The sequence below is a fragment of the Streptomyces sp. NPDC093089 genome (genome assembly GCF_044754405.1).
Classification (GTDB): Bacteria; Actinomycetota; Actinomycetes; order Streptomycetales; family Streptomycetaceae; genus Streptomyces.
This window is the reverse complement of sequence record NZ_JBIVPA010000005.1, coordinates 181,322-193,253: the sequence shown is the minus strand read 5'-3', so window position 1 is coordinate 193,253 and position 11,932 is coordinate 181,322. Positions and strand designations below refer to the sequence as shown.

11 protein-coding genes are annotated in these 11,932 nt (G+C 74.1%); 5 read left to right on the top strand and 6 right to left on the bottom strand.

Going from position 1 to position 11,932, the window contains the following annotated elements; genetic code table 11:
* Positions 1-597 precede the first annotated feature (597 nt).
* The 3 genes from ACIQFX_RS13605 to ACIQFX_RS13595 form a co-directional block, all read right to left on the bottom strand.
* The gene (locus ACIQFX_RS13605; RefSeq protein WP_376481585.1) at positions 598-1,002 is read right to left on the bottom strand and encodes a DUF3040 domain-containing protein; all 405 of its coding nucleotides are present in this window, start codon (positions 1,000-1,002) and stop codon (positions 598-600) included.
* 272 nt (positions 1,003-1,274) lie between these two features.
* Positions 1,275-2,063 (bottom strand): class I SAM-dependent methyltransferase, encoded by a 789-nt coding sequence (locus ACIQFX_RS13600; RefSeq protein WP_402462033.1) that lies wholly within the window; start codon positions 2,061-2,063, stop codon positions 1,275-1,277.
* Between the two features lie 67 nt (positions 2,064-2,130).
* A complete protein-coding gene (locus ACIQFX_RS13595) occupies positions 2,131-2,661 on the bottom strand; it encodes an SAV_6107 family HEPN domain-containing protein (protein WP_402462029.1) in 531 nt (176 codons plus the stop codon).
* 162 nt (positions 2,662-2,823) lie between these two features.
* Here ACIQFX_RS13595 and ACIQFX_RS13590 point away from each other — a divergent pair, with 162 nt between their 5' ends.
* The 5 genes from ACIQFX_RS13590 (at position 2,824) to ACIQFX_RS13570 (ending at position 9,055) form a co-directional block, all read left to right on the top strand.
* Positions 2,824-3,762, top strand: coding sequence for an ATP-binding cassette domain-containing protein (locus ACIQFX_RS13590; protein WP_402462026.1), 939 nt, complete (start codon positions 2,824-2,826; stop codon positions 3,760-3,762).
* Positions 3,734-5,821 carry a YhgE/Pip family protein gene (locus ACIQFX_RS13585; RefSeq protein WP_402462023.1) on the top strand — a complete coding sequence of 696 codons (2,088 nt, stop codon included), beginning with the start codon at positions 3,734-3,736 and terminating at the stop codon, positions 5,819-5,821. The genes ACIQFX_RS13590 and ACIQFX_RS13585 overlap by 29 nt, the downstream gene beginning before the upstream one ends.
* Before the next feature lie 43 nt (positions 5,822-5,864).
* On the top strand, positions 5,865-6,473 hold the full coding sequence (locus tag ACIQFX_RS13580; protein ID WP_376481578.1) for a TetR/AcrR family transcriptional regulator: 609 nt from the start codon (positions 5,865-5,867) through the stop codon (positions 6,471-6,473).
* 431 nt (positions 6,474-6,904) lie between these two features.
* Positions 6,905-7,555, top strand: a complete 651-nt coding sequence (locus ACIQFX_RS13575; RefSeq protein ID WP_402462020.1) for a DUF4126 domain-containing protein — start codon at positions 6,905-6,907, stop codon at positions 7,553-7,555.
* Positions 7,556-7,621: 66 nt separating this feature from the next.
* Positions 7,622-9,055: a phytoene desaturase family protein gene (locus ACIQFX_RS13570; protein ID WP_402462016.1), complete on the top strand. Its 1,434-nt coding sequence runs from the start codon at positions 7,622-7,624 to the stop codon at positions 9,053-9,055.
* 47 nt (positions 9,056-9,102) lie between these two features.
* Here the strand turns inward: ACIQFX_RS13570 and ACIQFX_RS13565 are convergent, their stop codons facing one another.
* The 3 genes from ACIQFX_RS13565 to thiE form a co-directional block, all read right to left on the bottom strand.
* Positions 9,103-9,960, bottom strand: a complete 858-nt coding sequence (locus tag ACIQFX_RS13565; protein ID WP_402462013.1) for a hypothetical protein — start codon at positions 9,958-9,960, stop codon at positions 9,103-9,105.
* Positions 9,961-10,014: 54 nt separating this feature from the next.
* Positions 10,015-10,932, bottom strand: coding sequence for a methylenetetrahydrofolate reductase [NAD(P)H] (metF, locus tag ACIQFX_RS13560; RefSeq protein ID WP_376489117.1), 918 nt, complete (start codon positions 10,930-10,932; stop codon positions 10,015-10,017).
* Positions 10,933-11,142: 210 nt separating this feature from the next.
* The gene (gene thiE / locus ACIQFX_RS13555; RefSeq protein WP_402462009.1) at positions 11,143-11,796 is read right to left on the bottom strand and encodes a thiamine phosphate synthase; all 654 of its coding nucleotides are present in this window, start codon (positions 11,794-11,796) and stop codon (positions 11,143-11,145) included.
* Between the last annotated feature and the right edge of the window lie 136 nt (positions 11,797-11,932).

Sequence of the window (11,932 nt, the reverse complement as noted above, 5' to 3'; positions counted from 1 at the left end):
GCCCGCACGCCACCCTGGCCCACCCTCCGTGTGGGCGATCGTCCCGCTGGTGCGTGGGGGTCCCCCCGGACGGAGTCCGGGGGAGGGTGGGCACACGGGACGGCGCCCTCGGCAGCGCTCCGCCCCCCTGTGCTCTGAACCCGCACCGGTAGTGAGCCGTGCACCGGGTGCGGGTTCGGGCGCGAAAACCTAGGCCCGGCAACGGGCGCCGTCCGTTGTGCCCACCCGTTCCGCCCCAGCGGAACGATTGCCCACAACGGGGTGGGCCAGGCCGGGCGGGGTGGGCCCGCCCCTGGCGGACGGTTGCCCACAACGCGGGTGGGTCAGGCCCAGCCCGGCCTGGCGGGGTGGGCGCCGCACCGGCGGAACGAATGACCACAACGAGGTGGACCGGGCCAAGCCGGGCCGGGCGGGGGGGCCCGCCCCGGCGGAACGATTGCCCCCAACGGGGTGGGCCCGGCCGGGCGGGGTGGGGGCCGCTCCGGCGGAACGGATGCCCGCAGCTAGGGGGAACGCACTGAGCCCCGCGGGGTGCGCGTGGGCGCGGGCCGCGGGGCTCGGTGGCGTTGGGGTGCGGGGCTTCCGCTCAGGGGGCCGTCAGTGGCCGCCGCCCTGCTGTTCGTCGCGGCGGCGCTGCCACCGCTCTTCGATGCGGTTCATCATGGAGCGTCGCTGCCGGGTCTGACGGCCTCCGGCCGCCGTCCCTCCTCTGGCCTGCTGCTCACCCGGCTTGGGCGCCTTGCGCCATCCGGTGACCGCCAGGACCGCGCAGCCCAGCATGACGAGGAATCCCACCACGCTGATCCAGATCTGCTGTGCGACCATTCCGGCCATGAGGAGCGCGATACCCACCAGGAAGCCGGCGACTGCTTGGTAGACCCGTCGTCGGGTGTACGTACGCAGTCCGCTTCCCTCGAGCGCTGTCGCGAACTTGGGATCTTCGGCGTACAGCGCTCGCTCCATCTGCTCGAGCATTCGCTGCTCGTGCTCCGAGAGCGGCACGGAGTCCTCCTAGTCGTCGGTCGCGGGGGCGACCGGTTTGCGGCCCTTTCAGGATAGGCAGGGAATCGCCCCCGTGAAACCCGCCCTCAATGCCGAATAGCCAATCCGGGCCGCCATGCGGATCGGTTGCTGAGGCGTTGATTCCCCGGCCCCTTGTCCGTCATGCCGGATGGTGTCCCCCGATCATACGGGGCGGAACCCCTTGACGGGCGGGCTGTGGCGTACTCCATGGAGTCCCGTGGCCCGCACCGCCGAACGGGTGGCGGTCCCGATCAGGCGCGCTTCTCGCCCAGGAGGTGCAGTTGGGTGGCGATGGCCTGGAAGGAGGGCAGCTCGGCGGCGGCGGCCTCCAGCTTGAGGAGGGCCTCGGCGGCGCCGGGCTCGGTGTCGACGAGGGCGCCGGGGACGAGGTCGGCGAAGACCCGGACGCCGTGCACGGCGCCGACTTCGAGTCCGGCCCCGTCGGACAGCTCGGTGAGCTGTTCGGCGGTGAAGCGCCGGGGTACGGGGTCGCCGGTGCCCCAGCGGCCGGCGGGGTCGGAGAGCGCGTGCCGGGCCTCGGTGAAGTGGCCGGCGAGGGCGCGGGCCAGGACGGCTCCGCCGAGTCCGGCGGCGAGCAGGCTGAGGCTGCCGGCGGGCCGGAGCGCGGCGACCGCGTTCCGTACGCCTTCGGCGGGGTCGTCGACGTACTCCAGGACGCCGTGGCAGAGCACGGCGTCGAAGCTTTCGCGGCCGACCACGTCGAAGAGGCCCCGGATGTCTCCCTGGACGCCGGTGACGAGGTCGGCGACGCCGGCTTCGGCGGCCCGGCGCTCCAGCGCGAAGAGCGCGTTGGGGCTGGGGTCGACGACGGTGACCCGGTGGCCGAGGCGGGCCACGGGCACCGCGAAGTTCCCGGAGCCGCCGCCTGTGTCGAGGACGTCGAGGCTGTCCTTCCCGGTGGCCTCGATCCGGCGGTCGAGGGCGTCTTTCAGGACGTCCCAGACGACGGCGGTGCGCAGGGAGGCGCGCGACGGTCGCGACGACGCCTCTCGGCCGAAGACAGGGGAAGGGTCCGGCACGGCTGTTGACTCCTCGGTGACGGGTACGGACGCTCCCCACCCTATGGCCTCGGTAACGCCTTTCGGATCATCCTCCGGACTCGTCGGTTCCCGTCTGCCGCGGCAGCACGGGCCGGAGGGCGAGGAGTCGCTCGACCAGGCGCAGGAAGTGTGCGGCGTCCCTGAGCAGGTCGTCGGCCTCGCGCCGGGTGGCGGCGCTGGTGATGCCCGCCTCGGCGCGGGCCCGGCGCGGCGCGCCCGAGGCGAAGAGGGCGCTCCACTCGGTGAGCTCGGGTGCCAGTTCGGCGAGGAGTTCCCAGGCGCTCCGTATCCGCTGCCGCTTGCGGGGGCCGGTCTCGGGTCGGGCGCGTGCGGCGAGCACGGCGGCGGCGGTGCGCAGGGCGGCCAGGTGGGCGGCGGCGTACCGCTCGTGGGGGCGGTCGAGGGCGGCGGCCTCGACGAGGCCGGCGTGGGCCTTGGCGAGGAGGTCGAGGGCGGCGGGCGGGGCGGCGGCGCGGCGCGGGACGGGGTGGATGTCGGACGCGGGTCCGGACTGCGAGGGTGCGGGACGGCCTCCGGGGCGGCGCCGGGGCGCGGCGGCTGCGGAAGGGCTGGCCATGACGAACCTCCTGTCGTCGCGTGACGGCGCTGTGGCCGTATGTGTTCATCCTGCCCGCACCCACTGACAATCACGCTGACCTGGGGTTTTGCCTCAGATCCAACTCGGGGGTAACTTTTGAACTGACTGGTCAGTTCAAAAAGGGGAATGGGGGGTGAGTCCGTGGGCACGGAAGCCGAGGAGCAGCCGCACGGCGCCGCCGTCGTCGCGGACGGCTTCGGACTGAAGGGCCCGCGCGGCTGGGCCTTCAGCGAGGTGTCCTTCCGGGCCGGGCCCGGATCACTGGTGGCGATCGAGGGACCGTCCGGTTCGGGCCGCACCTGTCTGCTGCTCGCGCTCACCGGGCGGATGAAGACCCAGGCGGGTCGCGCCGAGGTCGGCGGTCTCCCGCTGCCCCGGAAGATGGCCGCCGTGCGCCGGATCACCGCGTTGGGGCAGGTCCCCGGCGTCAGCGAGCTCGACCCGGCCTTCACGGTCGCCGAGCACCTGCGCGAGCGGGCCCTGCTCCAGCGCCGTTACGACGGTTCGGTACGGGCGCTCCTGCGGCGCCCCGCCGAGCGGGCGGCGACGTCCCGGGCCCGGATCGAGGAGGCCGTGGCGGCCGCGGGTCTCGACCTCGACGCCCTGCCGAAGGGCGAGCGGACCTCCGTACGGGACCTGGAGCGGCTGGAGGCCCTGCGGCTCTCGATCGCCCTCGCCCTGATCGGCCGGCCCCTGCTGCTCGCCGTCGACGACACCGACCTGAAGCTCTCGGCCGCCGACCGGACCGAGGCCTGGGCGCTGCTGCGCTCCGTGGCCGCGTCCGGGACCACCGTCCTCGCCGTCTGCAGCGAGGCCCCCGCCGACGCCCTGCGCCTCTCCACGCGCGCGGGTGCGCAGACGCCCGCGGAGGACACCGCCGAGGCGGCCGGGAACGGCGCCACCGACACCACGGACCCCGCCGAGAACAGCGCCGCCGGCACCGCCGGCCCGGGCGCCGCCGACCCCGCCGAGAACAGCGCGACCGACACCGCGGACCCGGCCGACACCAGCACAGATGCACCCGCATCCACGACCGAGGAGGGGGCGGCCGATGCGCTCGCCGAAACTGGCCGCGCTTGAGCTGAAGCGCTTCGGCAGGGGGAAGCTGCCGCGCGCCGCGCTCGTCGCGATCCTGCTGCTGCCGCTGCTCTACGGCGCCCTGTACCTGTACTCGTTCTGGGACCCGTACAGCAGGCTCGACAAGATCCCCGTCGCCCTGGTGAACGAGGACCGGGGAGCCACCGCCGGCGACAAGAGGATCAACGCCGGCGACGACATCACCGAGGGGCTCCTGGAGAGCAACACCTTCGCGTGGCACCGGGTGAGCGACGCCGAGGCGCGCGAGGGCGTCGAGAACGGGACGTACTACCTGTCCCTGACCATGCCGGGCGACTTCAGCTCGCGCATCGCCTCCAGCTCCGGCGACTCCCCCGAGACCGGGGCGCTGCGGGTGCGGACGAACGACGCCAACAACTACATCGTCGGGCAGATCTCCCGGACGGTGTTCTCCGAGGTCCGCACCGCGGCCTCCACCAAGTCCTCGCGGACCTTCCTCGACAGGATCTTCATCTCCTTCTCCGACATCCACGACGCCACCGCGAAGGCGGCCAAGGGCGCCGGCGACCTCAAGGAGGGCGTGGACAAGGCGAAGAAGGGCTCCAAGGACCTGGCCGACGGGCTGAAGACCGCCAAGACCGGCAGCGGCGACCTGGCCGCGGGCCTGAAGAAGCTCGACAAGGGCGCCAAGGACCTGGAGAGCGGCTCGCGGAAGGTCGCGAACGGTACGCAGACCCTCGCCGACAAGGTGAACGGCACCGCCGACCAGGTCCGCCCGTACCTGGCGAACAACGGCAAGTCGATCCGTGACACCGCCCGGCTCGTCTCCGACTCCACCACGGCCGCCCAGAACAACCTGGCCGACCTGGTGAGGCGTGCCCCCCTGGTCCGCTCCGCGGCCCACACGGCCGACGACGGCCTCGCCGCGCTGCACCGCGAGGCGTGCGTGGAGAACCCCGCTCCCGACGCCAAGACGTGCGAACTGCTCAAGAAGGCCTCGGTCAGCGCCGACGACGTGGCCACGATCGCCGACGACGTGCACGAGCTCACCAAGGAGGACGCCGCCGACCTGAAGACCCTGGACGCGCGCCTGACCAAGCTCAAGAAGCAGGCCGACGAGCTCGCCGTCCGCGCCCCGCACCTGGACGAGGACGTCGAGGACGCCATCAGGAAGATCAACGAGCTGAACGCGGGCGCCAAGCAGGTCGCGGCGGGCGCGGACCGGCTGCACACCGGCGTCACCCAGGCCAGGACCGGTTCCGTCAGCCTCGACTCCGGCGTCGGCAAGCTCACGAAGGGCGCGGGCGACCTGGACGGCGGCCTGTTCAAGCTGGCCGACGGCTCGGGCACCCTCGCGACGGGCCTGAAGGACGGCGTCGCGCAGATCCCGGACTACGACAAGCAGGACCGCGACCGCCGCACGGAGGTCATGGCCGACCCGGTGCGGCTCGCCTCGCAGTCGCTCCACAAGGCGGCGAACTACGGCACCGGCTTCGCCCCGTACTTCATCCCGCTCTCCCTCTGGGTCGGCGCGATGGTGGCGTACATGATCATCCAGCCGCTGAACCGCCGCGCCCTCGCCGCCGGCGGCTCCGCCTGGCGGATCGCGCTGGCGGGCTGGCTGCCGGTGGCGGCGATCGGCGTCCTCCAGGTCGCCGCCCTGATGTCGGTCCTGCACTGGGGCCTCGGTCTCCAGATGGCCAGGGCCTCCGGCACGGTCGGCTTCCTCGCCCTGGTCACCTGCTGCTTCGCCGCGATCATCCAGTGGCTCAACGCCCGCTTCGGCGCGGCGGGCCGGATCCTGGTCCTCGCGGTGCTGATGCTCCAGCTGACCTCGGCGGGCGGCACCTACCCTGTCCAGACCAGCCCGGCGTTCTTCAACGCCGTGCACCCCTTCCTGCCGATGAGCTACGTGGTCGAGGCGCTGCGCCGGCTGATCACGGGCGGCGGGATCGGCCCGGTCTGGCAGGCCTGCGCGGTCCTGACCGCGTTCACCCTGGGCGCCCTGGCCCTGACCGCCGTCTCGGCCCGCAAGCGGCAGGTCTGGTCGCTCGACCGGCTCCACCCCGAACTGACCCTGTGAGACGGGGCCGGCGACCCCCGCGACACCTGTGAGAATCGACCCCATGGACAGCAGCAGCACCCGACGCCAGGCCACGCGCGCGAAGCTCTACGAGGCGGCCGTCACCCTCATTGCGGAGCAGGGCTTCTCCGCGACGACGGTGGACGAGATCGCCGAGCGGGCCGGCGTGGCCAAGGGCACGGTCTACTACAACTTCAAGAGCAAGACCGAGCTCTTCGAGGAGCTGCTGCGCCACGGGGTGTCGCTGCTCACCGCCTCCCTGCGGACGGCGGCCGAGGAGACCGCCGAGCGCGGCGGCAGCCGCGTCGACGCGCTCGACGCGATGATCCGGGCGGGCCTCGTCTTCATCGACCGCTACCCGGCCTTCACCCAGCTGTACGTGGCCGAGCTCTGGCGCACCAACCGGGCCTGGAACTCGACCCTCCTGGTGGTCCGCCAGGAAGCCGTGGCGGTGGTCGAGGGCGTGTTGCGGGAGGGGGTCGCCGCCGGTGAGCTCAGCGACGAGATCGACGTCCAGCTGACGGCCGCGGCGCTGGTCGGGATGGTCCTCGTGGCCGCGCTCGACTGGCAGGCCTTCCAGAGCGAGCGTTCCCTCGACGACGTCCACGCGGCCCTCTCCCGGCTGCTGCACGGCCGCGTCGGCGGCCGGTGACGCCGGGCGGCGCCCCGCGCGCGGAGGGGCGGAAAGCCGCTCGGCGGGGACCCACGCGCGCGTAGGGCCGGAGGACGCGCGACGCGGAGCACGCGCGCGTAGGGCCGGAAACGCTCGACGCGGAGCACGCGCGCGCGTGGGGCCGGAAACGCTCGACTCGCGGCACGCGCGCGTAGCGGCCGGAAGTGGCGGAGAAACGGAAACGCCGGTGCGGCGAGGCTCGATCCCCCCGAGCCTCGCCGCACCGGCTTCTTTCGCACCCCGTGCCGGGTGGGTACGCGGCCCCGTTCCGCAGCCCCGTGCCGGCGGTACCGGAGCCGCGCCCCTTCCGTGGACACCACTCTTCCTTCCGGAGGCGCCGGAACCCATCCGTGCACCTACTCATCTCGCGGTCTAGGTACGGGTACTCAGTCCTGGTTACGATCGCGGGCGTGTCCGTACTCCCCCTCGTGTTCACCAGCGGCTGGGCGAGCGGGATCAACGCGTACGCGGTGGTCCTGCTGTTCGGCGTCTTCGGCGCGACCGGGCTGACCGACGAGGTGCCCGAGTCCCTCCAGCGCACCGACGTCCTGGTCGTCGCGGGCGTGCTGTTCCTCTGCGAGGCGGTGGCGGACAAGATCCCGTACGTCGACTCGATATGGGACTCCGTCCACACCGTGATCCGGCCGGTCGCCGGTGCCGTCGTGGGCGCCCTGCTCGCCGGGCAGAACGGTTCGCTGCCCGAGCTGGCGGCGGGTGCGGTCGGCGGCTCGACGGCGCTGCTGAGCCACTTCGTCAAGGCGGGGACGAGGATGGCGGTCAACACCTCGCCCGAGCCGTTCTCGAACGTCGCGCTGAGCCTGGCGGAGGACCTCGCGGTGGCGGGCATCGTCACCTTCGCGCTCTTCCACCCGGTGACGGCTGCGGTCGTCGCGGGCGTGCTGCTCCTGCTCGGGCTGGCGATACTCGTCTTCCTGGCCCAGCGCATCCGCCGCTTCCTGCGCCGCAGGTCCCAGCGCCGCGAGGAGAAGCGGCTCGCCGGGGCGGGGGCCCGCTCCCGGTTCCGTCCACCGCCCGACGACGACGGGTCGGCGCACTTCTGACGGCCTCCGGCCCGGACGGCGACCGGGCCTCCGCCGGTGTCCGAGGCGCCGGATAGGCTCGCCGACATGGCACGGATTGTGGTGATCGGCGCGGGACTCGGCGCCATGGCGGCGGCGGCCCGACTGGCCGTGGCGGGCCACCGGGTGACGGTGTACGAGCGGGGGGGGACGTACGGCGGCGCGGTCGGCCGGTACGAGCGCGAGGGGTTCGCGTTCGACACGGGCCCGGGACTGCTGCACCTGCCCGCCGTGTACCGGGACCTGTTCGTGAAGACGGGCAAGGAGCCCCTGGAGGAGTGCGTCACCCTGACGCAGGTCGATCCGGCGGGCCGTCACGTCTTCGCCGACGGCACCCGCGTCGACCTGCCGAACGCCTCCCGGGCCGGCACGGTCGCCGCCCTGGACGCGGCGCTCGGCGCCGGCGCGGGCGAGCGGTGGGGCGACTTCCTGACCCGGGCCCGCGAGGCCTGGGACCGGACCCGGCGCCCGCTCCTGGAGGAGCCCCAGCCGGCCGATCCGGCGCCGCTGGCCCGCGAGCCGTACCCGGCGCTCAAGGCGGGCCTGCTGCGCCGCCCGACGACGACGCTCGCCCAGGTCGGCGCGCGGGAGCTGCGCGACCCGCGGCTCGCCGCCCTCCTCGACGCGTACGCGTGGTCGTACGGCTTCGACCCGGCCACCGCCCCGGCCTCGGCCGCCGTCCTGCCGTACATGGAGCAGACCTTCGGCAGCTGGTACGTGGCCGGCGGGCTGCGGGCGCTCGCCGACGCGGTGTACGAGCGCTGCCGGAAGCGGCGGGTGGAGTTCGTCTTCGAGGCGCCCGTCGAGGAGGTCCTGGAGAAGGACGGTCGGGCGGCCGGCGTCGGGCTCGCCGGAGGCGAGACGGTCGAGGCCGACCACGTGGTCTCCGGCGCGCCGGTCCCGGTGCTCTACAGCGACCAGGTCGTCGGCTGGGAGCGACAGGACGACTGGCCCCGCCACCAGGAGATCGGGACGAGCCGGGTGACGGTGTGTCTGGCCCTGCGCGGCCCCCGGGAGGCGACGGCGGTCCACCGCACGGTCGTGCACGCGGCCGGCGAGCGGCCGACCGTGACGGTCCTCCGGCCGGACGACCCGGCGCTGCGGCCGGACGCGGACCACGAGTCGGTGACGGTGACGGCGACCGTCGCCACGTCCGCCGGGGAGGACGGGGGGTCCTTCGCCGACCGGATGGTGGCGGCCGCAGGGCAGGCGGTCCCGGGGCTCGCGGAGCGGCTGCTGTGGCGGCACGTGCGCACGCCGGAGGACGTACGCCGGGACACGGGGGCCGCCGAGGTGCCCGGCCCGGCGCTCGCCGGGGCCCGCGGCCTGCTGCTCCCGGCCGCCAACCGCTCGCCGCTGCCGGGACTCTGGTTCGCCGGCGGCTGGTCGCACCCGGGCGGCGGGCTCGCCCACGCCGGCATGTCGGGCGCGCTGGTGGCGGGGCTGATCGTGGAGGGCGACGGCTTCCGCGGCTCCCAGTAGGGCGCCGTCGGGCGGGGGCGGTTCTCGGACCGCCCGCCGCCGGATCCTCAGTACCGGTACTGCTGCCGGTCGTCCGGGTGCTGCTCGTAGCCGTACGGGCCGGGGGCCTGCGGCTGCTGCTGGTTCGGGTCCGGCTCGGTGTCGCGCTGCTGCGGGACCCACACCCCGCCGGGCGGGGTGTCGTAGGTGTACGAGGGGGCGTAGGGGTCGGCGTAGTACGGGGCGTACTGCTGGCCGTCCGCGCCGGGGCCGATGTACGGGTCGGAGTAGGTGGCGTACTGCTGCTGCCCGGCGCCGCCGTAGTCGTAGGCCGGCTGCTGCTCGTAGGAGGTCTGCTCGTACGCGGGCTGCTCGTAGCCGGACTGGCCGTGCGCGGGCTGCTCGTAGCCGGGCGCGTAGGCGTCGTACCCGGTCCCGTAGCCGGCGCCGTGACCGCCGTCGTAGACCCCGTACTGGCCGGTGTCCTCGGGCATCGGCTCGGGCTCGTAGACCGCGTTGGCCCCGTCGTCGGCCGGGCGGTGCGCGGGGGCGCCGGCCGGGTCGGCCGTGCCGTACCCGGTGTCCTCGCCGTCGTAGGAGAGCTCGGTGACCTCAAGGGTGGGCCCGGCCTGGACCCGCGCCCCGGACCTGCGGCGGCGGCTCGCCCCCGGGTTCCCGCCGATCGCCCAGCCGGTGGAGAAGCCGCGGCGGAACGAGAGCGTCACATAGGTCTGGCCGACGGCGAAGGCGACGGCCCCGACGATGATGACCGCGACCGAGGGCATCAGCACGCCCAGGACCACGCCGAGGAAGCCGCAGAAGGCGAGGACACGCCAGCGCAGCCGCGCCTTGTACTGGAGGAGCACCTCCCCCAGCAGCCACAGCGCGACCACGCCGAACGCGATGTAGAGGACCGTCCACCCCATGCCCCGCCGCCCCTCTCCGCGGTCACCGCCGCGGGTCGGGGCGGGTACGACCGGTCACGACTGCTGGTGCAGTCCGAGATTCTCGTAGATCTCGAGCGTCGCGGTGGAGTTGTTCAGCGTGATGAAGTGCAGTCCGGGGACACCCTCGGAGAGCAGACGCGCGCAGAACTCCGTCGCGAACTCGATACCGATGGAGCGTACAGCGGCGGGATCGTCCTTGACGGCGAGGATGCGGTCTTTCACATCCGCGGGGAAGGCGGCGTTGCTCAGCTGGGGCAGCCGGTCGAGCGTCCGCACGTTCACGACGGGCATGACCTCGGGGATGATCGGGGTCTCGCAGCCCGCCTTCACGACGCTGTCGCGCAGCCGCAGGTAGTTCTCCGGGTCGAAGAACATCTGGGTGATGGCGTAGTCGGCGCCGGCGCGGCACTTGTCCACGAAGTGCCGGACGTCCGTGTCCCAGTCGGTGGAGCGCGGGTGCATCTCGGGGAAGGCCGCGACGCCGACGCAGAAGTCGCCCGACTCCTTGATCAGCCGGACGAGGTCGGCGGCGTACCGGACGCCCTCGGGGTGCTCGACCCACTCCCCCAGCGGGTCGCCCGGCGGGTCGCCGCGGACGGCGAGCATGTTCCGGATGCCGGCGTCGGCGTACTGGCCGAGGATGTTGCGCAACTCGGCGACGGAGTGGTCGACGGCCGTGAGGTGCGCGACGGGGGTGAGCGTGCTGTCGGAGGCGATCTTCTGGGTGGCCTTGACGGTGCCGCCGCGGGTGGAGCCGCCGGCGCCGTAGGTCACGGAGACGAAGCTGGGGCCGACCGCCTCGACCCGGCGCATGGTGTTCCAGAGCGCCTGCTCGCCCTTCTCGGTCCGGGGCGCGAAGAACTCGAAGGAGTACGACGCGTCGCCGGAGGCGAGGATCTCGCGCACGGTGCGCGCGCGGTCCGATCGGACGGAAGCGGTACCTAGGGCCATACGGGCAGGTTAGACGGGGTCCAGGGAGGCGTGACAACCGTGTCCGAGGGGTGGACATGATTTTGGACAGCGTCCGGGCGCCCACCGGGCCGGAGCGGGGCGCCCGCCGGGCCTCCACCGGAGCCCCGGGGAGCGTGCCCGCCGGGCCGGAGCGGGGCGCCCGTCCTGCGCGGTCTCAAGCCCGGCGCGACCCCGGGCCCCGGCTCGGCCTCAGGCCTCGGCGCGTTCGCGGACGCGCTTGGCGAGGGAGGCGGTCGCGGCGGCCGGGTCGTCGGCCTCGGTGATCGCCCGGACGACGACGATGCGGCGGGCGCCCGCGTCCAGGACCTCGTCGAGGTTGCCCTCGTCGATGCCGCCGATGGCGAACCAGGGCCGGTCCTGGGCGAGGCCCGCCGCGTACCGCACGAGGTCGAGCCCCGGGGCGTACCGTCCGGGCTTGGTGGGGGTGGGCCAGCAGGGCCCGGTGCAGAAGTAGTCGACGCCCGGCTCGACGGCGGCCGCGGCGGCCTCGCTCTCGGCGTGGCAGGAGCGGCCGATCAGGACCTGGTCGCCGAGGATCGCACGGGCGGCGGGCACGGGCAGGTCGCCCTGGCCGAGGTGCAGCACGTCGGAGCCGATGGCGTGGGCGACGTCGGCCCGGTCGTTCACCGCGACCAGCTTGCCGTGCCGGCGGGCGGCCTCGGCGAAGACGGCGAGGTGCTCGAGCTCCTCACCGGCCTCCATCCCCTTGTCGCGGAGCTGCACGATGTCCACGCCGGAGGAGAGCACGGCGTCGAGGAAGGCCGGCAGGTCGCCCTGGCGCTTCCGGGCGTCGGTGCACAGGTAGAGCCGGGCGTCGGCGAGCCGCTCACGAGGCGTGGGCATGGGTGGGTTCCCCCCGTCGGATGTCGCCGGTGGCCCCGGGGGGGGGGGCGGGGGGGGGGGCCCCCCCCCCCCCCCCCCCGGGGGGGCCGGGGGGGGCCCCCCCCCCCCGGGCGCCGGGGCCCCCCCCCCCCCCCCC

Excerpts from the sequence above, each read along its gene's own strand:
- metF (WP_376489117.1), bottom strand. The coding sequence starts at position 10,932 with ATGGCCCTAGGTACCGCTTCCGTCCGATCGGACCGCGCGCGCACCGTG.
- ACIQFX_RS13595 (WP_402462029.1), bottom strand. The coding sequence starts at position 2,661 with ATGGCCAGCCCTTCCGCAGCCGCCGCGCCCCGGCGCCGCCCCGGAGGC.
- thiE (WP_402462009.1), bottom strand. The coding sequence starts at position 11,796 with ATGCCCACGCCTCGTGAGCGGCTCGCCGACGCCCGGCTCTACCTGTGC.
- ACIQFX_RS13585 (WP_402462023.1), top strand. The coding sequence starts at position 3,734 with ATGCGCTCGCCGAAACTGGCCGCGCTTGAGCTGAAGCGCTTCGGCAGG.
- ACIQFX_RS13580 (WP_376481578.1), top strand. The coding sequence starts at position 5,865 with ATGGACAGCAGCAGCACCCGACGCCAGGCCACGCGCGCGAAGCTCTAC.
- ACIQFX_RS13570 (WP_402462016.1), top strand. The coding sequence starts at position 7,622 with ATGGCACGGATTGTGGTGATCGGCGCGGGACTCGGCGCCATGGCGGCG.
- ACIQFX_RS13565 (WP_402462013.1), bottom strand. The coding sequence starts at position 9,960 with ATGGGGTGGACGGTCCTCTACATCGCGTTCGGCGTGGTCGCGCTGTGG.